At 48.1% G+C, this 26,883-nt stretch carries 23 protein-coding genes; 10 read left to right on the top strand and 13 right to left on the bottom strand.

The window, feature by feature from the left end:
• Positions 1–18: 18 nt before the first annotated feature.
• The 5 genes from BP71_RS21945 (at position 19) to BP71_RS21925 (ending at position 2,861) form a co-directional block, all read left to right on the top strand.
• Positions 19–828 (top strand): LuxR C-terminal-related transcriptional regulator, encoded by an 810-nt coding sequence (locus tag BP71_RS21945; protein ID WP_496383196.1) that lies wholly within the window; start codon positions 19–21, stop codon positions 826–828.
• A gap of 143 nt (positions 829–971) precedes the next feature.
• On the top strand, positions 972–1,274 hold the full coding sequence (locus tag BP71_RS21940) for a hypothetical protein (RefSeq protein ID WP_496383194.1): 303 nt from the start codon (positions 972–974) through the stop codon (positions 1,272–1,274).
• Between the two features lie 123 nt (positions 1,275–1,397).
• The gene (locus tag BP71_RS21935; protein WP_496383192.1) at positions 1,398–1,793 is read left to right on the top strand and encodes a response regulator; all 396 of its coding nucleotides are present in this window, start codon (positions 1,398–1,400) and stop codon (positions 1,791–1,793) included.
• Between the two features lie 61 nt (positions 1,794–1,854).
• On the top strand, positions 1,855–2,346 hold the full coding sequence (locus BP71_RS21930) for an anthrone oxygenase family protein (RefSeq protein ID WP_496383190.1): 492 nt from the start codon (positions 1,855–1,857) through the stop codon (positions 2,344–2,346).
• Positions 2,347–2,357: 11 nt separating this feature from the next.
• Positions 2,358–2,861 (top strand): GNAT family N-acetyltransferase, encoded by a 504-nt coding sequence (locus BP71_RS21925; RefSeq protein WP_496383189.1) that lies wholly within the window; start codon positions 2,358–2,360, stop codon positions 2,859–2,861.
• Here BP71_RS21925 and BP71_RS21920 read toward each other — a convergent pair.
• A complete protein-coding gene (locus tag BP71_RS21920; RefSeq protein WP_496383188.1) occupies positions 2,828–4,519 on the bottom strand; it encodes a GH39 family glycosyl hydrolase in 1,692 nt (563 codons plus the stop codon). The genes BP71_RS21925 and BP71_RS21920 overlap by 34 nt on opposite strands.
• A 137-nt stretch (positions 4,520–4,656) precedes the next feature.
• On the bottom strand, positions 4,657–7,101 hold the full coding sequence (locus tag BP71_RS21915; protein ID WP_496383186.1) for an outer membrane beta-barrel protein: 2,445 nt from the start codon (positions 7,099–7,101) through the stop codon (positions 4,657–4,659).
• 248 nt (positions 7,102–7,349) lie between these two features.
• Between BP71_RS21915 and BP71_RS21910 the strand changes: the two genes are divergently transcribed.
• The gene (locus BP71_RS21910) at positions 7,350–8,390 is read left to right on the top strand and encodes a sensor histidine kinase (RefSeq protein ID WP_496383184.1); all 1,041 of its coding nucleotides are present in this window, start codon (positions 7,350–7,352) and stop codon (positions 8,388–8,390) included.
• 1 nt (position 8,391) lies between these two features.
• Positions 8,392–9,108 carry a LytR/AlgR family response regulator transcription factor gene (locus BP71_RS21905; protein ID WP_496383182.1) on the top strand — a complete coding sequence of 239 codons (717 nt, stop codon included), beginning with the start codon at positions 8,392–8,394 and terminating at the stop codon, positions 9,106–9,108.
• Between the two features lie 53 nt (positions 9,109–9,161).
• On the opposite strand, the gene BP71_RS21900 is transcribed toward BP71_RS21905, so the two are convergent.
• Positions 9,162–9,740 carry a porin family protein gene (locus tag BP71_RS21900; RefSeq protein WP_496383180.1) on the bottom strand — a complete coding sequence of 193 codons (579 nt, stop codon included), beginning with the start codon at positions 9,738–9,740 and terminating at the stop codon, positions 9,162–9,164.
• Between the two features lie 341 nt (positions 9,741–10,081).
• Between BP71_RS21900 and BP71_RS21895 the strand changes: the two genes are divergently transcribed.
• Positions 10,082–12,628 carry a hypothetical protein gene (locus BP71_RS21895; RefSeq protein WP_496383178.1) on the top strand — a complete coding sequence of 849 codons (2,547 nt, stop codon included), beginning with the start codon at positions 10,082–10,084 and terminating at the stop codon, positions 12,626–12,628.
• 7 nt (positions 12,629–12,635) lie between these two features.
• On the opposite strand, the gene BP71_RS21890 is transcribed toward BP71_RS21895, so the two are convergent.
• The 4 genes from BP71_RS21890 to BP71_RS21875 form a co-directional block, all read right to left on the bottom strand.
• Complete coding sequence (locus BP71_RS21890; RefSeq protein WP_496383176.1) at positions 12,636–14,060, bottom strand: LamG domain-containing protein; 1,425 nt, start codon at positions 14,058–14,060, stop codon at positions 12,636–12,638.
• A gap of 264 nt (positions 14,061–14,324) precedes the next feature.
• Entirely contained in the window at positions 14,325–15,137 is an 813-nt protein-coding gene (locus BP71_RS21885; RefSeq protein WP_496383174.1) for a class I SAM-dependent methyltransferase, read from the bottom strand.
• Positions 15,138–15,197: 60 nt separating this feature from the next.
• Positions 15,198–15,665 carry a hypothetical protein gene (locus BP71_RS21880; protein ID WP_496383172.1) on the bottom strand — a complete coding sequence of 156 codons (468 nt, stop codon included), beginning with the start codon at positions 15,663–15,665 and terminating at the stop codon, positions 15,198–15,200.
• Positions 15,666–15,707: 42 nt separating this feature from the next.
• Positions 15,708–17,009 (bottom strand): vanadium-dependent haloperoxidase, encoded by a 1,302-nt coding sequence (locus BP71_RS21875; RefSeq protein WP_496383170.1) that lies wholly within the window; start codon positions 17,007–17,009, stop codon positions 15,708–15,710.
• Between the two features lie 233 nt (positions 17,010–17,242).
• Here BP71_RS21875 and BP71_RS21870 point away from each other — a divergent pair, with 233 nt between their 5' ends.
• Positions 17,243–17,857: a DUF3455 domain-containing protein gene (locus BP71_RS21870; RefSeq protein WP_496383168.1), complete on the top strand. Its 615-nt coding sequence runs from the start codon at positions 17,243–17,245 to the stop codon at positions 17,855–17,857.
• Between the two features lies 1 nt (position 17,858).
• Here BP71_RS21870 and BP71_RS21865 read toward each other — a convergent pair whose 3' ends face one another.
• From BP71_RS21865 to BP71_RS21855, 3 genes are all read right to left on the bottom strand, one after another.
• Complete coding sequence (locus BP71_RS21865; protein WP_496383166.1) at positions 17,859–21,917, bottom strand: hybrid sensor histidine kinase/response regulator transcription factor; 4,059 nt, start codon at positions 21,915–21,917, stop codon at positions 17,859–17,861.
• Between the two features lie 428 nt (positions 21,918–22,345).
• Positions 22,346–22,714 carry a VOC family protein gene (locus BP71_RS21860; RefSeq protein ID WP_496383164.1) on the bottom strand — a complete coding sequence of 123 codons (369 nt, stop codon included), beginning with the start codon at positions 22,712–22,714 and terminating at the stop codon, positions 22,346–22,348.
• Between the two features lie 69 nt (positions 22,715–22,783).
• Positions 22,784–23,347, bottom strand: coding sequence for a Crp/Fnr family transcriptional regulator (locus tag BP71_RS21855; protein ID WP_496383162.1), 564 nt, complete (start codon positions 23,345–23,347; stop codon positions 22,784–22,786).
• 1,057 nt (positions 23,348–24,404) lie between these two features.
• Between BP71_RS21855 and BP71_RS21850 the strand changes: the two genes are divergently transcribed.
• On the top strand, positions 24,405–24,938 hold the full coding sequence (locus BP71_RS21850; RefSeq protein WP_496383160.1) for a hypothetical protein: 534 nt from the start codon (positions 24,405–24,407) through the stop codon (positions 24,936–24,938).
• Between the two features lie 663 nt (positions 24,939–25,601).
• Here BP71_RS21850 and BP71_RS21845 read toward each other — a convergent pair.
• The 3 genes from BP71_RS21845 to BP71_RS21835 all read right to left on the bottom strand — a co-directional run.
• The gene (locus tag BP71_RS21845) at positions 25,602–26,048 is read right to left on the bottom strand and encodes a hypothetical protein (protein WP_496383159.1); all 447 of its coding nucleotides are present in this window, start codon (positions 26,046–26,048) and stop codon (positions 25,602–25,604) included.
• Positions 26,049–26,224: 176 nt separating this feature from the next.
• Positions 26,225–26,335, bottom strand: a complete 111-nt coding sequence (locus BP71_RS21840) for a hypothetical protein (protein WP_496384269.1) — start codon at positions 26,333–26,335, stop codon at positions 26,225–26,227.
• A gap of 262 nt (positions 26,336–26,597) precedes the next feature.
• On the bottom strand, positions 26,598–26,883 hold a 286-nt coding region (locus tag BP71_RS21835; RefSeq protein ID WP_496383157.1), incomplete at its 5' end, for a transposase.

The following is a 26,883-nucleotide window of genomic DNA, read 5'->3' as shown; positions in this document are numbered from 1 at the left end:
AAGAAAACAGAGGCAGTCATGCGAGGAAATACTGATTTATCATTACAAAGGGCTTCCGGAGCGACGGCGGCGATCGTCCCCGATTACCTGAAACTGCTCAACAGGCATTATGATTTCGACGGTGTGGAACCCGACCGGCTCGATAAACAGCTGGCGCTTATCCGCGCCATGGCACAACTCAGCAGCAGCGGCGTTACGGTTTACGATCTGCAAAAACAAGTGCACGTTTACGCGTCCCGCAACTTTTATCAACTTTACGGTTACGATTTCGGAGAAAGACCGTCGTACATCGGCAACGACGTCTTCGATTGCAAGATACATCCTGATGATCGCGACGATCTGGCGCGAAATGGCTACGAAGCCATGAAATTCATGATGCGGCAGCCCGTAAGTCTCCGCAAGCAGTTTAAAATGGTTACAGAATACCGCATTATGACCGCCGGGGGAAACTACATCCGTGTTTCCGAACAGCATCAGGTACTGGAACTGGACGCATCGGGCAATATCTGGCTTTCCCTCGGTGTGATCGACGTGTCACCCGATCAGTCCCCGAGTGGCACGGTCAAGAACCAGATTATCAATTTTCACACGGGCGAACTCATCCGGCTGGAAACCGGCAACCGCCCGAGCCCTGTCCGATTGACTTTAAGAGAAGCTCAAATACTTTCCCTGATCTCGGATGGAAAACTGAGTAAAGAAATCTCTGCACTGTTGGCAATCAGCGTGCATACCGTCAACACCCACCGGCAGCGTATTCTGGAAAAACTGGAGGTGGACAATGCCATCGAGGCTTTACACGCGGCCAGAAGGCTGGGAATTCTCTCCTAACGATTAATCAAAAAGTTCGTAGGATAAATTCCAATTCTCAATAAAAGATATTTCTACAATTAAAGATTCTTATTTGGTACAATTTTATTAGTGCGAAGCGGTTACAACTTGCTACTTTTCAATTAATCTAAACAGATGTGATAATGAAAAGCGAACATGAAAAACAGACCGTCATTACACTGAACGACGAAAGCTTTAAGCATTACCTGATCGAGCGCTATGGTCATGGGGCTCAAACATGGAATAAGTTAAAAAACGCCTCGCAGGAGCTGATTTCCTCTGAAACCTGGATACAGCTGTTCAATCACGCGAAGGAAGATGTTGCAAAAAGGGGCGGCACGCTGATCGGCTACGAACTGGTCAACAATATCTTGCTCAGCCACGACGGCATCCACGCTCACTGGCCGATGAACTGGATGTGGGTTATCCAATTCGGCAAAGACTAAATTCCCCTAAAGTGGGAATTTAGTCTTTTACGGGCTTGGCTTATCATTTTTCCGGATTTAACTTTACGAGAAGCAATTAGTAACAATCTGCCCTTGTAGAGCAATGGACAAAAAAACCTCCGGATGAATAATCTTAAAACGATCTATCTGGTGGACGACGACCAGGACGACCGCTTCTTTATCAGGGAGGCCATCCAGGAATGCGGTGCAAATGCGACAATTATTGAGGTAGAAAATGGCTCCGATCTGCTGGCATTGGTGAATGAAGCCTGCGATCCGGCGTCGTCGGTGATCATCATCGACATGAATATGCCTAAAATGAATGGGCTGGAAACCGTCTCGGTGATCCGCATGGATTCGCGATTCTCCGAAATGCCCGTTGTAATGCTTTCCACCTCTTCGAACCCGGCGTTGATCCAAACTGCCTATGATTCGGGTGTCAGCAGTTTTGTGACCAAACCCAGTACATTCGACGAGTTTGCAGAACTTGCTGTGGATATCAGGGACCGTTATTTATAGGCTGTCGTTTTTGTTCTATTTTTCTTTTCCTGCCGGGCCGATCTTTGAAAGAAAAAACGATATGACAACGATGAGCCTGATCCTGATTGCCACCGCATTGGCCAGCGGCCTGATTGCCGGATTATTTTACAGCTATTCGTGCTCCGTTAATCCGGGGTTGGGCGCATTGCCTGATGAAGGTTACCTGGCCGCAATGCAATCCATTAACCGGGCTATACTCAACCCTGTTTTCTTTCTCAGCTTTATGGGAACGCTCATTCTGCTGCCTCTGAGCACCTACCAGCATTTCGGCGCCAGCCAGCGCTTCTACTGGCTTGTCGCAGCCACGGTAGTGTATGCGATCGGAACCTTCGGTGTAACTATTTTCGGCAATGTGCCATTGAACGATGCCCTGGACAAAGTTAATCTCACTTCATCATCCGCCCAGGAACTGGCGCAATACCGGCTGCGTTTTGAGATACCCTGGAACCGCCTGCACGCGGTACGCACTGTGGCTTCCATTGTGTCATTCGCAATGGTACTGATCGCCTGTCTGAGCGGAAACAGCCGCTAATAGAAACAAAAATGACCATACGTCCCTATAAACCAACAGATTACACCGAATGCATTCAGGCATTCCACAGCAATGAGCCCGAGTTTTTTGCAGAACACGAACTGGAAGAATTCCGGACTTTACTCGAAGACCTGGCCGCGGATACGGACGGCAACACTTCCTCTACCTACTATTTCGTGGTAGAGACGGAGGGTCGTGTGGCTGCCTGTGCAGGCTTCTATCTCCCACCCGACAACGAACCGGCCATGTTGGTATGGGGGATGGTAGCACGAAAGTTTCACCGGCAGGGCATCGGAAAGCGGCTGCTTACATTTCGACTGGACAAAATCCGCGAACTACGACCCGGTTTGCCGGTTATCCTGGACACAACGCAATGGAGTTACCCGTTTTTCGAAAAGCTGGGCTTTGGTGTAACCAGGATTACCAACGATTTTTATGCGCCGGGCCTTGATCGCTATGACATGATCCTGGACCCGGACCGCTACCAATCCAGCTTAATGAGCGACACGGCCTGACGCGGCAACGCGAGTGGTATTTCCGTCTTGTTGCCCGCGATTTTTAACTTACGCGGCTTGCCTATGGTCTCCAGCTGGCCCGCTTTTTCCAATGTCGCGACCTGGGCGGCAGTAGGCTGCTGCGGCGAACCCATTTTTTTCCAGACTTCATAGGAGTTACTATGGGAATTGTCTATCCGGTATTCAGTGACCGTTACTGATGACACGGGAATCCCAGCCAGGACCAGGGAAACCGCCTGTTCAGGCCCCTGTTTGTCATCGTCATGGTAGTTCCACAGCATTACAGCCGCGGAATGGGCGGCTTTGGTTCCCAACGCGCCTATTTCCGTCTTTTCGCCCCGGATACTTGAATCAAGCACCATCTGAAGCGGGTACATCCTGTCGCTTTTTACCTGCACACGATCCCCGTCCATTTTACCGAACATACGGAATACATTCAGAACAGGCTTATCGACACCATTCGTAGCCAGGTCGCGGAAGCCGTAAAACCAGGGCTGGTTTTCGAACTCGAATGACCAGGACACTGCTCCCAGAAAGTTAATACCGTATTTGTCTGCCAATTCATATTTTCGCGCGAATGTGGCCGCAGTGTAGCTCGAATACATCGTACCGTTGCGATATGCGTTGGAAGGATTGGTGGCCATACCGCAAGCCGCGCACCCTTCCGGATCCGACTCCCCCACGATCAACGGAAGGTTTTTGAACTGCGGATAGGCCAGTACGGATTTAAAACCGGTCTGGATGTCACGTAACTGCGGACTCATGTTCATGCGGACCATGCCGTCTATGAGTTTGGGCGAACCTTTTGCGTGGAACAGCACCGCATCGAGCGGGGCGCCTGTTTGGCCGGTAACATAGTTGGTACCCTCCGCGCAATGTTTCAGAAATGCTTCCAGCCATTGTGTCCCGCCCTTACTGGATGTGCCTGCAATGTTCAGGCCGCCGATCCGCGCAGTGGGCAATGCCCGTTTAACGGCGTCAGCTGAATAATCATATAATTTAAAAAACTCATCCATTGTCCCTTTCCAATACCCGTTCGGCTCATTCCAAACTTCCCAATACCAGCTCTCCACCTCTTTTTGTCCATACCGTCCCACACTGTGTTTCACCCAGTTGTAAACCAGGTCGGCCCATTTACCGTAATCCTTGGGCGGATAAGCCCAGCCGGTCATGATGCGGCTATACGGATCGCCCGGCTTCCAGTCGTGCTGGTAGGGTTGCGGATGTGTGGATAATGCCTCAGGCATAAATCCGATCTGCGCCAGCGGCTTCATTCCCCTTTTTACGTAGGCATCAAAAATACTGTCAACAATTGCCCAATTGTAGACCGGTTTGCCGTTGCTGTCTTCGGTGTAGGCATTGGTCGATCCCCATTTAAGTGCCGGGGTACCATCGCCTGTGCACAACAGGCAATGCGCACGCACATATACGGGGACCGGGCTCAACGCCGCTATTTCGGACAGTAGCTTTTTACCATCCTTCATATAGGTATAATTCGGTTCGTCATAGCCAAACCATGCCCATACCGGCTTCATAGGCGCTATTTTTTTACTAAAATCCACCTCGACACGCACCGGTTGGCCTTGCGCAAACAACAAATTGTGATTCAAAAACACCAGGCTTAAAAGCAGCAATGCGGCGCGGAAACATGAGGTCATACGAGAGCAGAACATTTGATACGCGGTGAAAAACGACATTCATCTCCGATCTACCTGCGTCATTTCATTTTTTTACAAAACAAAAACCTCCCGGAATCCCGCGAGGTTTAACGTTGGTGCGGCGCTGTTACGCCAGTTCACTCTACCCTTACTTTTTCGTCGTCCGAAGCATTGTTGCTGTGCTTACGCTTCCGGGCAAAAGTATCCTTGCCAAAACGGTAACTAAAAGCCACTCCGATGCGCTGGGTGTCGGATTCGCTGATTTGATAGTAGTCCGACCGCCTAATACTGATCGATTTGTTGTGATACACCCAGGAATGGAACAAATCCTCGAAATTCAAGGCCAATGCGCCTTTTCCCTTCCATATTTTCTTCTGAATGCCCCCGTTCACACGGTACATCCCCGATGTGAGTGCTTGTCCGTTTATGTCCCGGCTTGCATAGTAACCTCCCAATTCGGCATTCCAGCCATGACCGAGATTGAAATAGTTGTTGACTTCCAACCGGGCGAGATTGTAACTGAAATTCAGCTCCTCGGTGTAAACCGGCCCGCGGGTCTTGATGCGCGACAACCGGAGCGTCGTGTTGCTGTACCACCACTTGGTGACCGAACCGGAAACTGTCGTGTTTAGCAACACCATATAGCCATTGGCGATGTTCTGCGGGCGGGTCGTGAAAATGTCCCCCTCGGCTTTGGTGGTCGTAAAAATCACGTCGGTGAACCGGTTGTAGCTCAAACCCATGTTCAGAAACTGCTTGTGCTGGTATTTCAGCTCTACGCGGTTCTGATATTGCGGGGTCAGGCCCGGGTTACCGGAACTGTAACTGTACTGGTCCTTATACAGCACAAATGGGTTCAGCATTTGATAATTGGGACGACTGATTCGCCTGACTGCCATGAGTACGAAGCTATTGTGGCCCTGTTCATCCAGTTTATAGTTCAGGAATATACTGGGGAACAACCTGGTGTAATCTTTGGTAAAACGCATCGCCAATACCGAATCGTTACCCAATTGATTACCTCTCGCCGACGTGTTTTCCAATCGCAGCCCCAGTTGCATTCCAAAGCGCTTCCACTTTCTCTGCCCGCTCACGTAAGCAGCATTAATCATTTCGCGATACCGAAAGTGGTTTGATCTGCGGTTATCGATCACGGCAATGCCGTCAACCACATTGTAATGATTGAATATAAAATCGTTATCAACAAAACTGGTTTTCACCCCGGCCTCCATTCTGGCGTTCCTTTTCAATGGATGTACATAATCGGCTTTGGCGGTATAAATGTTGATATCCGAGGGAATGCGGTAGAGGAACAGCTCATTCGCAGTGGTTGCGCCTTCGGGACTGAAAATCAGGTTCCGGAGGTCCTGATTGCCCCTGGTGCGGTAGTTCAGGTAATTGGCATCCACAGCCAGCTCCCGGCCTTTGTCGTTGAACTTGTGCAGCATGTTCAGGTTAATGCCCGTGTTGTTCCGAGTATCTTTGGATGCGGTACTACCCATTCCGGAGCCGTCGGGGCTGCCGACTGGCCCGAACTGGTTGCTGTGGTAGGTAAAATCTCCGTGTCGTCCCGAACCGTTGAGGTTTACGATCATCCCGTACACTGTTTTGGCGGTCGCCGCGAAGTCCAGTCCCATATTTACATTATAGCCGCTACCGCTATTCCGCAGGTCGTTGGTCAGATCGACGCTTGAAATAAGGCCTGCATTTTCATTGTAAAACCTGCGATTGAACCGGTCGAGCGTATAATTTTTCTCATAACTATAACCCAGGTTGGCGAAGAGATTAACCTTTTTACGGTTGTAGTTGAGGTTAATGGCGTCGTTGCTCCTCGCAAAACGGCCCTGGCTTGCTCCCAGCGACACACTGCCCGTCAGCCCGCCGGCGCGCGTCTTTTTCAGACGGATGTCGATGATCGCATTTCCCGCCGCATCGTATTTCGCGGGTGGGTTATCCAGCAATTCGATCTTGTCCAGCACACCACCGGGAAGCGATTTCAGGTATGCCGCGAGATCTGCACCCGACATATAGGTACTCCGCCCGTCGATTAACACCAGTACCCCACCTTTTCCGTTGAGACTGATTTCACCGTTGGCTGATACGGAAACGCCGGGTGTTTTTCCCAGCACTTCCAGGGTATTGCTAGTAGCGCTGCTGAGCATCGAGCCTACGTGCACGATCGTGCGATCCATTTCCTGCTCGATCAGTGGCTTTTGCGCTTTGATCACCACCTCTTTGAGTTCAATACTTTTGGCGGGCAGCAGAATGATGACGGGCAATGCAATGGCGGGATGCGCATCGTCGACCGTCAGCGCAGTACTTACAAAATCTTTCTGCCCCAAAGCCGTAATGGCCAGCAGGTAGGCATTGCTTGCAAGATTGGTGAAACGAAAGTTACCCGCGGCATCGGTAGCGTCGCCGGTGACGAGGGTCGAGTCGGAGGCTTTTAACAAGCGTACGGTCGCACCCGGCAACGTCTCATTGCCGGAATCTTTGACGGTACCGGATATGGACCTGCCCGGCTGGGCAAATGCCGTGGCGAGTGTAAATAAGAAGATCAGGGAAGTAACGAGTGTTTTCATGGCGGTTTGTTTGAATCGTTGTTCGATGGGTCAAATATTGCCCGCCTGTGTAACCTTCTGAAATAAATGTGTCGTAACTTCCCGGAACCCTGACGGAAGCTGATTTTAGCATGTCCAACCGGTTAGACATCCTTTTGCATCAGTCTGTCATGAAATTTCATGAATCCGGCCTTCTGATCGAGTGCATTCCTGTAATCCCGCCATATTTGTTTCCGACAACCGATTTACGGGCATAACCGAATGGAGAAATGAGTGAAGTCATCAGCAATAAAAATACCGAAGCAACCCGTAACGCCATTTATCTGGTGTTGACCGCCGCAGCAGCAGTGCCGGCATACCTCGCGATCAACACCTATCTGCGAACGATCGGTGCGCACGAAGACGAGGCACTGGCCACAGCCGGGACTATCGCGCTCTTCGGATGTATTTTTACCGGACGTCACCTGGCCACCATATGGTCGGCAAGGCAGCCACAGGTTCCCCGACATGTACTCAACGGGCTGGCCATTACCATTGCAGTATGCTTTTTGTGGCTCTTTATCCATGCTGATTTCCAGATCCACTCGTTTCAGGCCATTAACCTCCTGCTCTATTGGTTGCCATTTCTGGCGATCGGCCTCTGCACAGGCGCGTTGATCAAACTGTTCAGGCTCAGTACTCAAAAGGAACTGGAAGCGGCACAAAGCCAGGCGGCACAAAGCCAGAGCGAGCTGCATTTGTTACAATCACAGCTCAGCCCTCATTTTTTATTCAATACCCTCAATAACATGTACGGGCTCTCGATCACCCAACACGAGAAAATCCCGCCACTGCTGCTAAAACTCTCGGACCTCTTACGATACTCAGTATACGAGGCTAACGAAACCTATGTCGCGCTGCGAGATGAGGTCGCTTACATCCATAACTATATCGACTTCGAAAAGCTGCGGATCGGCGACCGCCTGGAACTGAAAGCTGACATTGAAAATGCAGACAGCAGCGCAGTACGCATTGCCCCTATGCTTTTGATCGTATTTATCGAAAATGCGTTCAAACACTCCAAAAACACGGCGGAGCCCAGGATATTCATTGAAATCGCATTAAAAACCTGGGGTAATTCGATACTTTTTTACCTTAAAAACTCGCATTGCAGACCGGATCCGGAGCAAAGTACCGTTGAAAAACACAGCGGCTTCGGACTTGCCAATGTGACCAAGCGGCTGCAACTGCTTTATCCTAACCAGCATGACCTTTCCGTAGAGAATGGAGAAACCAGCTATTGTGTCAATTTACGCCTGAACATCCGATGATATGACCCAGATCGACTGCCTGATCGTAGACGACGAACCCATCGCGCGGGACATAATACGCGCCTATTGCGGGCACCTCCCCTACCTGCGCGTGGTAGCGGCATGCGCCACTGCATTGGAGGCAAAAGCCGCATTGTTACAGAGCCGGGTGGATATTCTTTTCCTCGATATCAATATGCCGGTCATCGACGGCATTTCATTTCTGAAAACACTGAAAAACCCTCCGCAGATCATATTTACTACCGCATACAAAGAATACGCGATCGACGCTTTCGATCTGGCGGCCTGTGATTACCTGTTGAAACCCTTTTCATTGGAACGATTTATGGTAGCCGTAGACAAAGCGCTGGAAAGAATACAGCCTGCCAACGGCATCATTGCAACGGCCTCCCCGGAACAGAAGGAGGAAGGTTTTTTGTTTCTGAAAGCCGAGGGGAAAATTTATAAGATTCTGCATGATGATATTTTGTATGCCGAAGCAAACGGCAATTACACCAAAATCAGGACAATACAGCACACACTGCTCCCTGCCATGACATTCTCCGGTTTCGAGGAGATGGTACCGAGGTCGCGTTTTTTGCGGATTCACCGTTCTTTCATCATCAACAAATCCAGGATAGACCACATCGAGGGCAACCGGGTTTTTATCGACAATTCCGAAATTCCCATCGGCAGTAGTTACAGGGAGCAATTTCTGAAACAGCTCGGACTCCCATAATCGAAAAGAGCAGGGACTGCTCCCTGCTCTTCACTGACATTCTGCGTACCGTCTCACTTATGTGCCGGGATGGCAAAGAAAAGACTAAGTTGTATCACGCTGTTTTTGAAATCCGGGTTTTGGGCCGCAGTTTTATCAAAATCTCCCACTTTCGAGAAACCTGCGATGTAACGCGCACCGAGACCTAATCCGAATCCGGCCTGGTATCCAATGCCCACCCCGCCTGCGAGATCCAGGTTTTTAGCAAAATGGTCGATCGTCTGATCGGGGATATCTTCACTGGTTTTGAAGGACGCCTGGGGGCCAAACTCAAAATAAAACCCACCCTTCGTGCGGAATTTAAGCATTACCGGAACAGTCACGTACGTCGTCTTGAACTTCGGCTTCTGACTCCCATTGTCTATTTTGGCGCCCTGGGTTGAAAAAAGTACCTCGGGCTGGATCGAGAATACCTGACCAATCCCGAAATTCATGATACCGCCGAGGTGAAAGCCTACTAACGCCTCCGACTCAACATCGCTGCCGGTGTAATTACTGATGTTTACCCCCGCCTTTGGCCCGATGGAGAAGGATTGCGCAAATGCCGCACTGCTGAACACCGACAGAAGGACAAGCAAAGAGATCTTTTTCATGTTTTTGAGTTTAAATGGTTTTTAAAATGTGGATTCAAAAACCTGAATTCAAAAACCATGCCAAAAGGGGATGGGGTGTATGGCTATCAACGTTCGTTTGACGCCGTACTTTCTAAAAAAATTCACTTTGTATTTGCTAATACGTCCGATTTCCCCGGCACAAAAAACATTTCCTGCCATATCTCGCCATGCCGGCTCTTTTTCCCATTTCAGCAAGTTGAAAACCTCTTAAACCAGGCAAACTCCATGCCGTTAAATCAATTTAATAGCGTGATAATCAAACTTGTCTACATAAAATGATAAATTAATTTTTGCGACTCAACCCCTCTTATTCTGCTATTATGAAAACTCTCCCCCTGGTACTGGTGCTGCAACAATTGTGTGCAAGCAGCAGCGGTATTTTCGACACCTTTCCGGTTTCATTGATTTGTATCTGTGCTGTCATCGGGTTTATCCTATTCCTGGGCTGGAAATCTGATTTGCTAAAAAAAGCATACAGAAAGCTAAGCGCCTTCATTCAACGATACAGTGCAATGCCAGACCTTAGCAGGGACGAAATTCTGCCACTATTTTGGCGAATGATCAGGTCGAACTGGTACACAGTGCTATTGATTGTAATTCTATGGATTTTGCTTTTTGAGGTGGATGCCGGAAGTGATCTGGTGGTCAGTTATGTCGATGAAATTGCAACAGGCAGATTGCCAAGTTTAGGTAGTTTCGGCTCATTGTATCTGTTATTCTGCGTCACGCTTTTAATGACACTTTCAATTTGGACTGTCCCGTTTCACTTGTTTTCAGGAGACCGGATCAGGGAGATCAAGAAATCTGATAGAAATGCACTTCACTTTTACGTAGGGCTTCGCATTTTATCCTTACTGGCGATATCGCCGTTCGTTATTATTGCCAACTCATTTTTCTTTCGTTTTAAAATTCAGGATACGTCATTTTGGGAAATCCTGCTCGTAAACATTGGAATATTCGCCCTGCTCACGACGGTTGAGACACTCGTATTCAATAATACAAGGATAAAAAATCGATTAGGGACAGCCTCGGATACGCTGGTTCAACTGCTTAAAACATATGTTATCGCAAATTCTTACTTCGTGATATTGATACAGTTGTTACTCATAGAGTGTATCTACGTAGTGGTGGCCGGTGTGCTTGCGCTATTTGTTCCCGGCACTCATTATTTGATTGGCATTTTTATCCTGTTGAGCGGTGCCACAGTGTTCAGAATGCTCTTTTTCACCGATGGAAAAAAAATGGACGCTGTCGACATCTGGGGGCGCGTGTCTCAGCTTACCGGGGCTGCCAATAGTAAATCAAACAAAAGATTTTACAATGCGCTGTTCTGGACACTTGGATTGACAAATATTCTATTTTTTCTGATGCCCTCGTTGTCCGAAATAAATACGATTTACGTCGTTCTGGCAGTCTTCGGGTTTCTGATCATATACGTGGATCTCTGCCGGTATTGGACTGCAAGTGACTCCGTTCCAAAAAAGATAGCAGGCTATCTTGGCATCCTGATTTTTCTGATTGCTCCTAACATCTCACCCAAAGGACAGTTTTCGGTTCCCCTGCAGAAACTTGAAATACGCACGCGAAGTGGTTCTACATGTAGCGAAAAAATGGGTAAAGGGCTCGGGCCAGTCGCAAAAGACCGTTTGCTGGATTCGGCGCTGGCACGCAGGATTCGGTATATTTCTCAAATTGACACTACTCAGCTTAGTACGATCTACGTCGTTTGCGCAATGGGTGGCGGAAGCAGGGCGGGATACTTTACCGCAAGCGTTCTGCAATCAATCGCGGACAGCCTTCCCGATTTCTGGGACCATACCTTGTTGTACAGCACTATTTCCGGAGGGTCGGTAGGCACCTATCACTACATCAAACGAAAGGTGGAAGGAGAAAAGGCTGATCCAGCTTACTTACAGGAAATTTACAGAAGAAATTACAACACCAGCGGCATGTTTGGCCTATTGCTGGGTGACGCCTTTGAAGGAGCTTTTGGCGGGTTCATTGGCAGGGCCAAGAAATATCTGAAAATTGATCCGGTGACCGCACCGCCTTACCGCGACAGGAATGTCCGTATCAGGCAAGAATACGAATTGAGCCTTCGTGCTGCTCTTTCAGGTAAGCCATCTACCATAAATTCTAAATTCAAAAATCTGACGGGTGGAAAAACGCCCATTCCTGATCGTTTTCAAAGTTTCGCCTATGATCAAAAGGACGCCATACCGATCCATCTGGTAAACACATTTGAAATCAATACCGGAAGGCGAACCGTTTTATCTCCATATGTAGTCGATGACACGACCATTTTTTCCAACGCCATTCTACCCCTTCAGGACACCGCATTTTCAAAATTCATTGCAAACCAGGATATTAGCTACCGGGAGGCAGTCAACATGTCTGAATTGTTTCCTTTTCTCAGTGCAGCCTCCACGATTGGCGACAATTCTGATTATCAGTTTGTTGATGGAGGCTATTTTGAAAACTATGGCCTGGCGACAGCATTCGATGTCATACACCAGCTGAAATCGCACCACAAAGAACTAACAAATCGTCTGAAAGTCATTCTGATCAAAAATAGCCTCCAACCCCCGACTTTGAAAAAGAAAACCCGGCAGCTCATTGCTCCGCTTGTAGGTGTTATCAATGCGCCATTTACAGGTCATGCCAACCATTTTCAGGAAGAAGGCAGAAAGATGTTTTGTGACCGCTTTGTCGTGTTGGAACTCAATGAGAAAGCCGACACCTCCAGGGTCTCCCTCACTCGTGCGCTAACTAAAAGGCATATGGACATCATGGATAAGCAGGCCGCCAGGGAAGTAAGAGCAAAGTTGAAAAAAATCAGGTACCCATACCGACCGTGTGAAAAGTAAATTGTGCCTATTCTTTCACAAACTCGCGGCTTTCACTCCCCTGTCGCAATATCACCTTATTACTGGCCGGAATAAACTCAAATGTAGCTGCCGCGGCCGGAAAGGCGAAGGAGTGTTTGCCGGTTGCCCGCAGTTCGCTGGCCTCCTGGCCCGTGGCCTGGGCAGTGAGCGCATTCCCTTTTTTTACAAACGTGAGTTTGAATTGTACCTGCGAATTGGCATAAGTTCCTACGTAAGGTTCCAGGTCAATGGTAGCGATCGTTTTGGCCAGGTTAACAATGCCGGCAACATGGTCGGTCTCGGTGATCGCTTCGCCGTATTCCAGCCGCGCGATGATGCCCCAGCCGTAAAAATCGTTGGCAACACCGATGAGCAGGTCGTTATCCCCCTGATTGAGGTTCAGCCTGACGGTCGCGTTTTGAATTGAAATCCTTCCATCGGGGTACCGTTTCATACCTTGCTGGAAAAGGTTTTTGTCGGCGAAGATCATCTGGTTATTTAAGAACACCCAAACCTCATCACTGAAACCGAACTGCAGCCCTACGTTCACGGCTTCTTTTGTCGTGATCTTGGTTTTCAGCCAAATCGCTTTCCGGGTTTTATTACCGCCATGTTTACGGGTCAGATTCACCAAACCATCGCGCTCGGCAGCAATACTGTCGGTAAACAGTTCGGGTTTCGGCTGGTTTTGAAATGTCAGTTCACTGCCGATTGGAAGGTCAAAAGGAGCGCTAGACGCCCATTTTCTCAGATAGAGTCCATCATGATCGGTAATATCGGGTAGCGCCAACGGGCTCAAACCTTCAACTTCATTAGGTTTTATCTGTACGTTGGCAATATAAGAAGCGCCTTCGAAAGCGACGCTACCTTCGGCGGCAAGGCCCTGGAGTTCAGGAATGTCCAGCACCGGCTTGGGCGCATGATTAAGGAAAACTTGCAGCCTCTTACCTGATATGATCAGTTTCATATGGTTCCATTCACCGGCTTTCGCTAATGCAGGTGATTGGTAATCAGGATACATATCCCACATATTGACGCCGTCGAAGTAAGGGCAGTACTGAATCCCCTGATTTGCGAGCTTGTTGCCAACCCTGGACATGCGCAAGTACACAATCTCCTGCTCATTGGCGTCTTTGCGATGAAAATAAATGGATTCTCCAAACTCGGCCGCGGAGGGCTCGATATCGAATTCGATGATTCCGTCTTTAAAAATCACATCTTTCAGGATCACCTGTCCGGACCTTGGCGCCAGCTTCATTGCCTTCACTCCCTTGTGCTCTTCGAAAGTTACTTTTCCATCCTGAAACTCCCATTTCTCAGGCGTGAGAGAGATAAAGAAATCGCTTTTTTTGACCGGGGGAGCTTCTTTTTTCCTTTGTCCAAAACATGGAACGGCGAAGAGAATGAACAGAATGGGAAGGAGATTTTTCATAGCATTTTTGCTTGTTTATTTTGTGGCAAAAATGCGTTTTCAGAACATTTCATGTCTGTTCAAACCCGTAGCAAGTTTTGTTCAAGTTGGGTTCAAACTGTCTGTATCTATGAAAAAGCCCGATCTGTACAGGAAATTCTGATTCACTGACTTGCAATCATGCCCATCCCGTGATCATGATCATATGAAACGCAAAAAACAAGAAAAACCCGTTCATCATATTGCTGAATGCAATATGAGAACGGGCCTTTCTGCAAATTATCCTTAACGGCGAACTGTCACTTTCAGGAATGTGGCGGGAATTGAAGTCGCGTTTTCGTTCTCACTCTGATTTTGACTTTCGAACAATACTTGCAGTTCGCGCAGAAGATCGGCTTCCTTTCCATTTTTTTCTGCCGCTTCAAATGCATTCATCGTAGGACCATAGTATTTCCTGAAAATCTCGAGGAACTCGGCCGGAGCATAGGACGCCTGAAATGTGAACGTTTCCCTTTCAAACGAAATATTTTCCCTGGACGCGCCTGCCGCAACAAACCGGTCCGTTACATTGCTTTCTACCCCCCAAAGCATCGGACTGACAAACCCTTCCGGCGGTGAGGGCGTGTAAGCGGAGCATACTTTCAGGATCTGGGCCACCAGCGTCGGGTCGCCGGGGATCCAGTTGCCCATCACGATCCTGCCGCCGCGGCGTGTGACGCGGAACATTTCTTTGGCCACATCAAATGGCTGGGGCGCGAACATCGCACCAAAAATGCTCACTACCAGATCGAACGATTCATCCTTAATGTCATTCAGATCGATCGCGTCGCCTTCCCGGAATGTGATATTGGTCAATCCTTCCGCCTTTACCCGGGCATTGCCGGCTTCCACGAGGTTTCTCGCAATGTCGACGCCCTGAACATTCGCGCCGAGCCGGGCGGCAGGTATGGCGGTAGTGCCATCGCCACAACCCAAATCCAGCACATCCATGCCCTCTTTGATCCCTAATTTTGCTATCAGTGCAGAACCGCTTTCACGCATCGTTGCTGCCAGACGGGTGAAGTCACCCTTTTCCCATAGTGCTTTGTTTGCATTCATTTTATTTTTTGTTTTTTGTTAATAGATAATGATTTAAACTTCTTGATAGCCGTTCTGTATTTACAATTCGGCAACCTCATTGACTTTGATGGCACGCGTCTCCCATCCTATTTTCACCACATACCGGGCCGAAACGGCCTCCGAATTAAGCGTCAGTTGATAGTCGCCGGATTCAAGCTCTGAAACATTCAATAGCTTGCCGTAATACAATGCAGCCGTTTTATCGCGATGCAATGTGTTCCCCTGCTTGTCGAGAAAACCAACGCTGATGGGTATATGCTTGGGATTAAAAATGTACACAAACACGTTTCCGTCGTCATTGACCGTAATCCTTGGTAACACTGAAAAATGCGTGGTCAGCGGATTGACAGTCGGATTCTCGTTTTCAGACCGGGTACCGGCCATCCAGCCGGATTCTGCGTGGTTTTGGCCCAACAAGGCCAGATCGTTCTGCTGTGCATTGCCCGTATTGAGCATCAAAGACAGGAACAGCGAAAGAAGCAACGTTACTAATTTAAGGTTTTTCATAGCTAATTTTAACTAAATCAGGATTGACCCCGACATTCGTTTTTATTGTTTGAATTTCAACTTGTTAATCACGTTCCGGCCCACGATTTTGCCATGGGTAAGACTTACCTCACACGTTTTGCGATAGTGGATTCCCGCATACACCCGTGAAACGGCTGCCTCTGCCGCAGCGGCTTCGAAAGAGTTGAATTCTCTTGGAACAAAGCCCGTCAGATTGTAAGGCTTGTCGGTATAATGGTAGTTTTTACCGAAAATATCCGTGAGCGCTTCCGCGGCCGCAGCCGACATCACCGAATGTCCCGAGGGATATTCCGGATGTGGGGGCGTCGGAATCACAGTGTTCCATTCGGGATGGTTCATCACAGTGCGGATGTAAGTGATCGGCCGCACACCCTGGTACACATATTTCCCCTTACAAAGGCTGATGGCCCCGTCCGACATCGCGATCGACAGCTGCGTAAATGCTTTTGCCGCTATGGCCAGTCCCGGTTTTTCGATCGCCAGGACCTGACTCAGCACATTATGCCACGAATTGTCCGGCCAGAAGGTCGCGATGGTACGCTGCTCCTGCGTGAGCGATTGTGAAATGGCGTACAGCTCGGCAACCTGCTTATAATACTCCGAAGCTTTGTCTTCCGAATAAGCGATGGGCGCGCCCTGTTCCGCCCCGGCATCACTGTTTGCTACGATCGTACGCACCTTACCCCAGTTGGAAAGGATGGCCGGAGCCAATGCGGGCGGCGTCGGTTTCCAGTAGGCCGCTCCGCTCAGGAGGGTATAAGGCGTAGCGTTGTCGAAACCGTCGGTTTTGGACCATTCGAAAACCGCAGCGGCGATCTTCTTTCCGAATGCCACGGAATTGGCGAGCACATCCGGCTGCTGGTGTTGCTGGTACTTAGCCAGATTGGCTGCTTCAAGCGAATCGATGCGGGCCAGGTTAGCGGCTGAAATCCCCGGATGGATCACCCTGTTGATGGCCGCGAGCGCCGCATTAGCACTGGCCGGATAATAATAGCCCAAGGATTTCTCAGGCTGCGGCAGCGCGGGCAGGCCGTTGAGCTGCGGCGCGATCGACTGGTACCCTGGCAAACCGGGTTGCAGGGATTCCCATAATGCAACGCCTGTGTAAGCCCATCTACGGGCGTGGACGGGGGGCGGGCCAGGCATGGTCTGCGCGATTTTCAGTTGCATCGTCAGCCATGTGGTGACTACCTCGGGAGAAGCAACCGGCTGGGCCGGGACATCGGGACCATCGTGATCGGTGCAGGATACTACTACCATTGCGCAGGCAAGCAATCCGATGGTTGATTGTTTGATGCGTTTCAATACTCTTAAATTTTTCATGTTTATAATAGATGATTGAGGCTGCAAAATTGCGGTGGATCGGGTGTCCCAAACTTGTAATCACGAAGCATATCCAGGTAATTATGCGTCACCTGCATCGCCCCTGAATACCGCCGCTCATAACTACCTGGATTTGCATCCGCATTACCAGCCGGGCCCGCAGGCGCCTCCTAGTTTTGCACCCGGTTCAATCGACCGCATTACGCAAATCATTTATATTCAAAAAAACAGCTATGAAAAAAAGTACATTTCTCCGTCACAGCGGGCGCATTCTGGCGCTCGTTACGATTTTGGGTTTCTTCAATGCCTGCACGGATCACGAGGATCCTCAGCCGGTTACGCCTGCCGCCCGCATTGCCGCAAGTGAAAACCTGACGATGCCCGATGCTTTTTCGCTTCCTTCCAATCCGAAAGGTTATGAACGTGTTGCTACCTATTATGCAGTGGGTGTGCAGAAATACAAGGCTCAGGTGAAAGCAGGATCCGGTCCCGTCCAGTACGAATGGGTTTTCGTGGCCCCGGAAGCAGAGCTTTACGATGCTTCCAATGCAAAGATCGGCACACATTATGCCGGCCCGACGTGGAAAGTAACCGGCAGCGGCCACACGATCATGGGCCAGGCTTTCAGTCCGGCGAAAACCTATTCGAACGATCCCGCCAGCATCGACTGGCTGCTGCTGAGCAACAAAGCCGGACAGGAACCAACGGGAATTTTCCGGGGAGTAGGCTACATTTTCAGGATCGCGACCACAGGCGGGAGAGCGCCGGCCGCAGCGCCCGCCGACTTAACAGCCACCGCCGAAGTGCCTTATACAGCGGTGTACCGGTTCGTCAAACGGATTCTTTGATTTATTCTTCTTTTGGGGAGACCCGCGCGGAATATTCCGTGGGAGTCTCCCCAAATTCTTTTTTAAAGCTTTTACTGAAATAGGATTGATCATTAAATCCTACCGCATAGCCGATCTGCGTAATGGTATCGGCCTTCTGCCGGATCATTTCCGCCGCTTTTTGCAGACGCAGGTCACGGATAAAGTCATTTGGAGCAAGACCGGTGAGCGCTTTTAGCTTCCGCAGCAGCTGGGTACGGCTCAAACTCATTTCCTCCGCCATTTTCTCAACCGAGAACAACACGTCTTCCATATTCGCTTCCACGATCTCTTTGGCCTTCATCAGGAACTTATCGTCGAGCGACATTTCTTCCGCGGATGTTACGTGTACCCGAATGCGTTCCTTGTAACGCCCGGCGAGTTTCTTTCTCAGTTCGATCAGGTTTTTGACACGAACCGTCAGTTCTTCCACCGAAAATGGTTTGGTCAGGTAGTCGTCCGCACCGGTTTTCAACCCGTCGATCCGCGACTCCTGGCCGCTTTTTGCCGTGAGTAATATCACCGGTATGTGGCTCGTGCGCTCGTCGGATTTAATATGGGCGGTGAGCTCCATACCATCCATTTTAGGCATCATGAGATCGCTGATGATCAGGCTTGGCAGTACTTTCCGAGCGCACGCCAGTGCTTCCATGCCATCGGGCGCCCTGAAAACAATGTATTCGTCGTCGAGCAGCGACGCCATGTAATCCCTCAGTTCCGCATTATCCTCCACGATGAGCACTGTTTCGCGGAGTGCCGGACCACCGGGTGCCGGACCATCAACTTGCGCGTCAAGGTTTTTCGGGTTATTTACGATCGGTGCAGTTTCAGGCAGGGTTGGTACGGACGGCATTGTGAATTCGCTGAACTCCGATTCAATGAGCTGGTTTGCTTCATAGGCGCCCTGATGGACTGGTACTTCAATCGCGAAGACCGACCCTTTACCCGGCTCGCTTTGCAGGGAAATATCTCCTCTATGCAGCTTCACGAGTTCCTTGGCCAGCGCAAGGCCCAAACCGGTGCCTCCGTCCTGGTTTTCAACAGTTTGCCTGGCCTGGTAAAACGATTCAAATACCTGCTTCTGCTCTTCGGGAGCAATGCCTTTTCCGGTATCCGACACCGCAATGCGAACGAGTTGCCGCCCCGCGTCTTCTTCCAAATGCGCAGTAAACCTGACCAGTCCCCCCGCAGCAGTGAATTTAAATGCATTGGAAAGCAGGTTGATAATCACCTTTTCCAGCTTATCCGGATCAAACCAATAAGACCCTGGCTTCACATCCACCGTTTTTTCAAAAACAATTTCCCTATGCTGCGCCAGCGAGTCAAAAGAGGATGACAAAATGCTCAGAAATTGGCGCAGGTCGCCTTTTTGGATTTGAAGTTCCATTTTACCGGCTTCCAGCTTCGACAGGTTCAATAACTGGTTCACTAATTCCAGCAGCCGGTTGGCATACCGTTTCATAATGAGCAGCTTATCTTGCTCAGCCGGAGGTTTTTTACTCAATTCTTCCTCCAATGGTGCAAGGATAAGCGTCAACGGCGTCCGGAACTCGTGGGAGATATTGGCAAAAAATCTTGATTTCATCCGGTCCATTTCTTTCAGTTCCTCGGTTTGAAGCATGATTTTCTCCGTACGCTCCCGGACCGTATTTTCCAGGACGAGCTTTTCCATTTGCAGCTTCCTTTCCCGGAAACGCACCAGCATGACGGCCAGCCCGCCCAGGAGCAGCGCGTAAATCGCAAATGCCCACCAGGTGCGGTACCAGGGCGGCAGAATCGTGAATGCAAGCCGGGCTTCGCTTCCCGCATGCCCGTATACGTCCCTGCCGCGCACACGGAACTCGTAATTTCCTTCCGGCAAATTGGTAAAGTCCACAAAAGACTCGCCCGACCACGCCGACCATTGGTCATGAAAGCCTTCGAGAAAGTATTGGAATTGATTTTTGGTAGAAAGATCGTAGCTCGGCAATGCAAACTGAAAACGAAGTCCTTTGTGTCCATAAGCGATTTCAGGGGGAGATTGGGCGTCCCGGAAGCTGATCAGCGAGTCCTTATTGACCGAGATCTGGCGAATGAGGGTTTTAAATGGCCTTATCGCACCTGTTTTCAGGTTTTTATCAAAAAGGACAATCCATTTGTTGGAGCCAAAAAGCATAAAGCCGTCGCCATTATCGTGTACTTTGGAGATCAGCGCATCGGAGAGCCTGCCCGACATCGGCAATCTGTGCAACCCATTTCTTCCATATTCAAAAACATGGCTCTGGTAGTTATGGTAAAGGGTAAACCACATCGTACCATCCCGGCCCGCCACAATTTCGTTGATCCACCCACCTTTATAGGGCGCCACACTGGCTGTCAGCATGGAATCGACTTCAAAAACGCGTTTGGACGGGTTAAACCGGTGCATTCCCTCGTCGGTGGAAGCGTAGATCGTATTCCCTACCCGTTCGAGCCAGCGGATTTTATTAGACGACAGCCCATTTTCAGGTCCGTGATGGATGAGTTTAAATTCGTCGCTGAGCGTGTGTGTCGATGCCGGGCGCATTCCCCGAGGCGTTTGCCAGGCCATTTCGTAAATCCCGTTGCGACGGCTGTTGATGAAAATCGTCCCGTCGGCAGCGCGCGCGAAGCTTTCAGAATAAAACTTCATATCATCACGCCTGCCGCCCTGCACCCATTTCCCGTCTGAAAAAAGCAGTTCGGTAAGTCCATTGCCTTCCAGCCCGACCAGCAAATGCCCGGGCATCTGCGCGGGACGCGATTCTTCGACGCGGACTACGTTTTCCTTGGCTATCTGCAAACGCGTGCCATTGGTACCCAACAGAAAAACGCCGTCGTAGTTGGACACAATCAACTCGTTACCGTAGGTTTGGCAATGCATGGTCAGGTTATCAATCCCCTCGATCTTCCTGAAATGCGGTTTTAAAACACCCTGGGAAGGCAGGCTCTTCAGTTCGAAAAGGCCTTTGCTATTCGTTGTAAACAACTTATTGTTAAAGACCTCGATGTCCATCGGGTTTTCGTCGAGACCGTGGTTTTGATTCAGTACCCGTAGCGGCGAATTAGTTTCAAGGCGGCTGATCCCATTGTCAGTTGCCAGCCACAAATCCCCTTCCGCGTCCTCGAAAACCGAATACACCGCGTCGCTCGACAGTCCTTCCTTTCGACAGATATTGTTCCGGATCGTCCCGTTCCGCTCCATCAGGTAAAGTCCCGAACCCGTGGTAGCCAGGGCATAACCGCCATTGCTCAGCTGCAAACCGTGGTAAACCGCGTCTTTGATCCGGACCCTTTGCCCGTCCTTCACAAACGGTTCCAGCTTTGAACCATCGTAGATAAAAAACTCCTTGCTAAGCCCTACGGCCAGCAACTTTTTTTCGTCGTACGGCAACAGGCCCGTCAGTCCCATTCCTTTGAATGCCTCGCCTCCCGGAACGAGTTTCAAAGCGTCCTTTTCTTTCCTGAGCAAACCCTTCTCACTCGCACTCACGTACAAGGTGCCGTTGATCAGCCATGCAAAACCGAGTGCCCCGATGCCACTTTTCCAGACTTTGAACTTCCCGTCGACGAGTTCAAGAATGTGGAGATCGCAGACGAAATAAACAGAACCTTTGTCGGCAAACGTGAACCAGACATTGCCGAAGTTCCAGTCTGCGCGGCTGAGCTTGTTTTTCAGGGAATGGAAAACCGTCCTATTCTGCCCATTTGGAGCCAGATAACCCACTTCGCCCGATCCGCCGACAAAAATACGGCCCTTCGGATCCTTCGCCAGCGACCTCACCGGGTTGCCTTCCGTGGTAGGAATGAGCTGCCACGAGGTGCCGTCATATTCGAGCACACCCGAATTGTTCGCCGCGTACATCACGCCATGATCACCCTGAACCAGCGCCCAGTTTTGAAAAGCTGCTTTGTATTCGTCGGTGGAGTAATTGGTGATAAAAGGAAGACTCTGCTGCCAGATCCGGGCAAGCGGCGACTCCGGCTTTTGCGCTATCGATTGGAGGCTGAATGCCAGAGCGAAAAGCAGGATTACTTTTTTCATGAGTTTGAGTAGTAAAAACCCTCACATATCAGAGGCAATCTGCATGTGATGGGTACAATGCATCATAGTTACCCTGGCATTGCAAACTGATCAGCTGAATTGCGGATATAGATTTAACCACAACCAACAGCAGGCTGATTTATAGACAGTTGCAAAGGTCAAAAGTATTCTATTTCGGGAAAAGGTTAATAAACAGACGGGTAGATCTGATTGGGAACTTAGTTAACGGGTGAGAGCCGGAATTACATGGAGCAAAACGGACTGCCGCTCCCCGGGTCATCGTATCCTATTGAAAATCCAAGGCAATCGACAAACAATTTGAGGCAATCTTTATGTCTGCGTAAAAAATATTCGGGATTATCTTGGCGAAATTCATAATAGTAAAGTGATGTTTCTCGTGAAGACAGCTGTTACTATAGAATCAATGCTCATTTTTCAGAAAACGCTCCGAAGTGCCAAAGAATACCTGATGGATCGTGTAAGAAGCATTCGCATCCCCAGTGCTGTGTCCGAATGGGCGTCAGCCTTACATTTTCGTATTTGCTGGTAATGTCGAGCGCGACGAGCTCTTCCCAGAAGTGCTTTACGTCCTCGACCTCCAGGAAAACCATTGTGTTGTCGATCCAGTCCCTGATATCCGCATTCTGTAGATAGAATCCTAAGCCTGCGGTTTTGAACAACGACATTTGTGGTGTCAGGCTGACTTCCTCAAAACCCAGATCCCGGTAAAATCTTCGGGACAGCTGAAAATCAATAGCACCGATAAATGGCCTGATGGAGATGGGTCTGTGTTCCATAATTTTTGTTTTTTGAAAATCCTAAAACCAAAAATAGGATGTTGAAACTTCTAACCCACTTGATCCTAATCAAGAAATGCCCCTGGCCATTTTTTCCCTAACCCTACTGAGCGTCTCCGGTGTGATTTTTAAATAGGACGCGATCATCTTCAATGGAAAAACCTGAATCAGTTGCGGACGAGTTTTAAGCACAAACTGGTATTTCTCCAGGGGCGTCATGGAGTAATCAAAAAAATGCAATCTGGATACGGCTCCTTCCAAAACCCTGTTCAATTGCATAAATGCCAATGATTTGCCTGTGAGGTAGTGAATAGCTTCAAGGTTCAATTCTATGATACTGCTGTCAGTAAAAGCTTCAATGAACGCTTGGGACGGCTTCTGACCTACGAGACTTGTGTAGTTGAAGAACCATTCATTGGGAAGATGCAGGTCAATAATATCAGGTTCTTTTTCCACATTTTTTTTATACTGAAAAACGCCACCTTTCAAAACAAGAAACAGTGACCTTGCTACTTCTCCCTCCCGAAGAAGCACTTCGCTTTTTCTGATCTGACGCTCCCTCGCCCAGCTTTCAAACAGCAGGACGTCCTGGTCACTGTAAGTCCCGGTTGCCCTCAATATTTCTGAAAACATAAGTGAATAGGGTTAAATGGTTATTTGCCTCCTTACAAGCCGCCCAACGATAAAATTCGCTGATCAAATTCGCCATAAAATACCTTCCAATCGTTGACTTTCTTTTTTACAAAACTATTTCAACAAATCAGCTTTTTCATCAAGCAACCTTTTTTACTTTCATTAACCGCTCTTACCGGGATTCCCATTTTGAGATCACCCCGACCCGGTTATCGTACCCCTCTTTGAACTGGCTGTATTTTACGAGAATACCCAAGAGAAGTGTTTGCCGCATTGAGAGTTTTGGGCCTATTCCGCGGAGCAGAGTAGCTCTGCAAGCCTTATGAAAATTGCTGCAATCGAGGGTGAGCAGAAAATTGATCAACTTTAACAGCCTCGAACCATGCCTCTCCCCATCCGATCCAGTGATATCTTGTTTACCAATAGCCCTGATACAGGCAGAAATTGCCTATGTTCTCGCTGCCAAAAACCAATTATGAATCATGCAATCCGAGTCTGGCCGGAGAACGAAAATGCGGAGTATCGTCACCATTTGCATTGTCAAGGTTTCACAGCAATTGAGTAGATAGACTTTGGGCCTCACAATGATTTTTTTGACGAGTACTAAACTTCAACAGGGGATTTTTTGCGATAATCGGCAATAAAAACTAAAATCCCAACAACAACAATTCGACTTTCAGTTTTTCTCGACATTCCTTCAAAAAACTATGATGTGCCTACAGAGCACCCATTTATCATTAGACATAAGCCTATTTTTGTCGAAAAAAGCGCCATGTTTGGCTGAAAATTACCGTTCCAAAAGCTTGCCTCCTTTAAATCTTGGCGTTGATTTAATAGAATTAACCCAGATTTGACTTGAATCAGGGTAACACCCGGTCTTGGCATAACTGATGGTGGAACTACTTATCCGACTAGTTTCACGTTTTCGCAAGGACACTTTAGTTATATTGAATATTTCCAGGCGAGATATCCTGAATACAACTACCCAACTTTGCCCGGATTAAACCCAAGTGCCATGCTTACTATTTATTAATGCATCAAGTTGTCATAAATAATCATGAAAACTATAATTATTACAATACTGCCAATATTACTAATAACAACAAGCGTTTATTCACAAAAAGTGAACCAAATGCAGAAAATCGATTTATCAAAAAAACAGTTTTCAGTTAACAAGAAGACATTCAGCTTTGAAAAAAATAAAATAGCAACCAAAACAGTTATTGTTTTTAACTCTTCAAATTCGCTACGAAAAGTCGAATCAAATGTCGGATCAGAGGGAGAAAAATTATTATCAGAAGTGAACTCCGATAAAGACTATCAGAGTAAATTAAAAAAGGCTCTATCAGCTGAAATGGGGAGCAGATACAATGATCTGATAGGGCAAAAGGTCTTTATCGGATTCTTTATGGATTCAGATGGACTGGTCCAAGAATTGCAATTCATTATAAACAAAGATAGTAATCTTTTGGCAGGCGACTATGACAAAATAGAGTCAGCATTAAACAAAAAATATCGGTTTAACATATCCCGAAATTACAAAAACAAGTTCAACTACGCTACATTTTTCATACCGTTCACCTTTTTCTGAGGTGCTGTCTTGAACAAAGTTTTATTGATCGTATTAGAGCGATTTAGACCATTAAATCCCTCCCGAGTTGCTGGGATTTTGGTTTATACGCCAACTCACCCCGTTTGGGCCTTTCCGGGCCAGTATCAGGATCTTAATTTCCGGATTCCTGGCTTTAAAAAATTACATCTACCGCCCGGGAATTATTTCGTCGCTGCTGGCGTCACTGCTCCGAAATAGTTGGTAAGAGAACTGGGGCAAATCCGTATCTTGGTTAGATCAGTAACCTATTAACCCACTTCATCATGTCCTCAATCGCCCGGAAAATCGCCGACGAGATCCGCTAACATGGATCTTGGCAGGCCTACGTCCAATGGGAGAGTGATCAGTATGCTCTCATCCAAAATAAACCTTCTCCAAAGCCAGCTCATTCTAATCCTCAAACTCATGAGCTCACCCGGCGCTGTGAACCAGCTGGCGACGTCGTTGTCCCACGGCAAGACTGGAAACCATGATAATTTCCGATCGTAATCGGTCAAAACCTTTATCAGTGATTACCCCCGTCATTTGGGCGAGAGAATACTTCGATTCATTCAGGCTTGAAATGAACGACATGTACATCAGGAATACATTTACCGCGCTGACCTACCAGGAAGCAAGGCTATTGTGACCCAACAGAGAGTACTAATGAATCTCGGCTGTGTCGCTATCTTTCCCCTTTGAAAAAAAACCAATCCGTTGAAAGTAGATTGTGTGTTTTTTCATTAATAATCGAAATTTTCTTGCTGCCTTATGGACGTTTATGATTTCAAAATCAAGATCATCCTTTAACTGCAAAAGCTCAATCTTATACATAGACCCCCAGGATGCGCGTTTTGCGAAATCGAATGTCTTGTCAATAATAACTACGAGACCAGGAACACCGGCAACAGCGGCTGTAATTAGCTTGGAGTTAAACATGTACTTGTCATCCGCAAGGAATATTGCGGATGTGAAACTTGCTAAGATTGATATCCAGAGAAATGTGTGGGCGAGATAAAAGTCAATAACCTCCCATCTGCTTCGCAGTCTTATCTCCTTATTTAACTCTTTCCTTATACATTTTGGTTTTCTAGCATCAGACAAGTCCATAATGATTTGATTTAGAGGCCGGTGTCAGTTTTTTACCTAAACATACCAATTCGCTTAAATTTAAGTGAACCGAATAATAAATATTTGATAATCTTAAGGCAATGCCCCACCAAATAAAGCAAAGCCCTGAAACGAGAAATGAATGATTTATTACACCAGATACGCATTGAGAAGTTTTACATCTTCATTACACCATTCTTCCTACCGGCTGACGAATTCCATTTTCCCGGCTCGCACTCCCTCTTGGTGCTAATTTCAATCCGTTGACCGTCAACTGTCAATCTCATGTAGATCGGCAATTCACCTTTGACATAATTGTTGCGCCTTTTAAGATAAAAGAGCAACGTGAAGCTTTTTGTTAACATAGCAATCAGATTTTAAGTGATTAAAATTATGATTACAGCCTATCGAAATCAAGATGTTTACTTGGCAAACATGTTCATAAACAAACCGTTACGAGTAATTTAGTGAGCAATTTTTTCTTCTTCCAACTGCTCACCGAACTGCTCACCAACATATTTTGGATCAAGCAGAATTCTTGGGGTGAGATTAAGCATAAAGTTTCGTGAGCCTGAATAGGAAGAACGGAATATCCCTCACACCTCTGGATGAGGCCCTGAAAGCCTTGATTTTGGCGTTGAATGACTCAACGGAAGCATTGGTAGTCCTGTTATTAAAGAAGTTGAGGATATCCAAATAATGTGTCTGAATAGACCTGGCGACAGTTTTGAACGAATCAAGGCCGCAATCTTCCACTGCATTGTACCAAAGCGCAAGCCTTTTAAATGCTTGTTCTTTGGACTTGCAAACCCTAAAGACAGTTCCCAAACCTGTT

This window comes from Dyadobacter ginsengisoli DSM 21015 (genome assembly GCF_059568735.1).
This window is presented reverse-complemented; position numbering and strand designations above follow the sequence as displayed.

Excerpts from the sequence above, each read along its gene's own strand:
- BP71_RS21945 (WP_496383196.1), top strand. The coding sequence starts at position 19 with ATGCGAGGAAATACTGATTTATCATTACAAAGGGCTTCCGGAGCGACG.
- BP71_RS21940 (WP_496383194.1), top strand. The coding sequence starts at position 972 with ATGAAAAGCGAACATGAAAAACAGACCGTCATTACACTGAACGACGAA.
- BP71_RS21935 (WP_496383192.1), top strand. The coding sequence starts at position 1,398 with ATGAATAATCTTAAAACGATCTATCTGGTGGACGACGACCAGGACGAC.
- BP71_RS21930 (WP_496383190.1), top strand. The coding sequence starts at position 1,855 with ATGACAACGATGAGCCTGATCCTGATTGCCACCGCATTGGCCAGCGGC.
- BP71_RS21925 (WP_496383189.1), top strand. The coding sequence starts at position 2,358 with ATGACCATACGTCCCTATAAACCAACAGATTACACCGAATGCATTCAG.
- BP71_RS21920 (WP_496383188.1), bottom strand. The coding sequence starts at position 4,519 with ATGACCTCATGTTTCCGCGCCGCATTGCTGCTTTTAAGCCTGGTGTTT.
- BP71_RS21915 (WP_496383186.1), bottom strand. The coding sequence starts at position 7,101 with ATGAAAACACTCGTTACTTCCCTGATCTTCTTATTTACACTCGCCACG.
- BP71_RS21910 (WP_496383184.1), top strand. The coding sequence starts at position 7,350 with ATGAGTGAAGTCATCAGCAATAAAAATACCGAAGCAACCCGTAACGCC.
- BP71_RS21905 (WP_496383182.1), top strand. The coding sequence starts at position 8,392 with ATGACCCAGATCGACTGCCTGATCGTAGACGACGAACCCATCGCGCGG.
- BP71_RS21900 (WP_496383180.1), bottom strand. The coding sequence starts at position 9,740 with ATGAAAAAGATCTCTTTGCTTGTCCTTCTGTCGGTGTTCAGCAGTGCG.
- BP71_RS21895 (WP_496383178.1), top strand. The coding sequence starts at position 10,082 with ATGAAAACTCTCCCCCTGGTACTGGTGCTGCAACAATTGTGTGCAAGC.
- BP71_RS21890 (WP_496383176.1), bottom strand. The coding sequence starts at position 14,060 with ATGAAAAATCTCCTTCCCATTCTGTTCATTCTCTTCGCCGTTCCATGT.
- BP71_RS21885 (WP_496383174.1), bottom strand. The coding sequence starts at position 15,137 with ATGAATGCAAACAAAGCACTATGGGAAAAGGGTGACTTCACCCGTCTG.
- BP71_RS21880 (WP_496383172.1), bottom strand. The coding sequence starts at position 15,665 with ATGAAAAACCTTAAATTAGTAACGTTGCTTCTTTCGCTGTTCCTGTCT.
- BP71_RS21875 (WP_496383170.1), bottom strand. The coding sequence starts at position 17,009 with ATGAAAAATTTAAGAGTATTGAAACGCATCAAACAATCAACCATCGGA.
- BP71_RS21870 (WP_496383168.1), top strand. The coding sequence starts at position 17,243 with ATGAAAAAAAGTACATTTCTCCGTCACAGCGGGCGCATTCTGGCGCTC.
- BP71_RS21865 (WP_496383166.1), bottom strand. The coding sequence starts at position 21,917 with ATGAAAAAAGTAATCCTGCTTTTCGCTCTGGCATTCAGCCTCCAATCG.
- BP71_RS21860 (WP_496383164.1), bottom strand. The coding sequence starts at position 22,714 with ATGGAACACAGACCCATCTCCATCAGGCCATTTATCGGTGCTATTGAT.
- BP71_RS21855 (WP_496383162.1), bottom strand. The coding sequence starts at position 23,347 with ATGTTTTCAGAAATATTGAGGGCAACCGGGACTTACAGTGACCAGGAC.
- BP71_RS21850 (WP_496383160.1), top strand. The coding sequence starts at position 24,405 with ATGAAAACTATAATTATTACAATACTGCCAATATTACTAATAACAACA.
- BP71_RS21845 (WP_496383159.1), bottom strand. The coding sequence starts at position 26,048 with ATGGACTTGTCTGATGCTAGAAAACCAAAATGTATAAGGAAAGAGTTA.
- BP71_RS21840 (WP_496384269.1), bottom strand. The coding sequence starts at position 26,335 with ATGAGATTGACAGTTGACGGTCAACGGATTGAAATTAGCACCAAGAGG.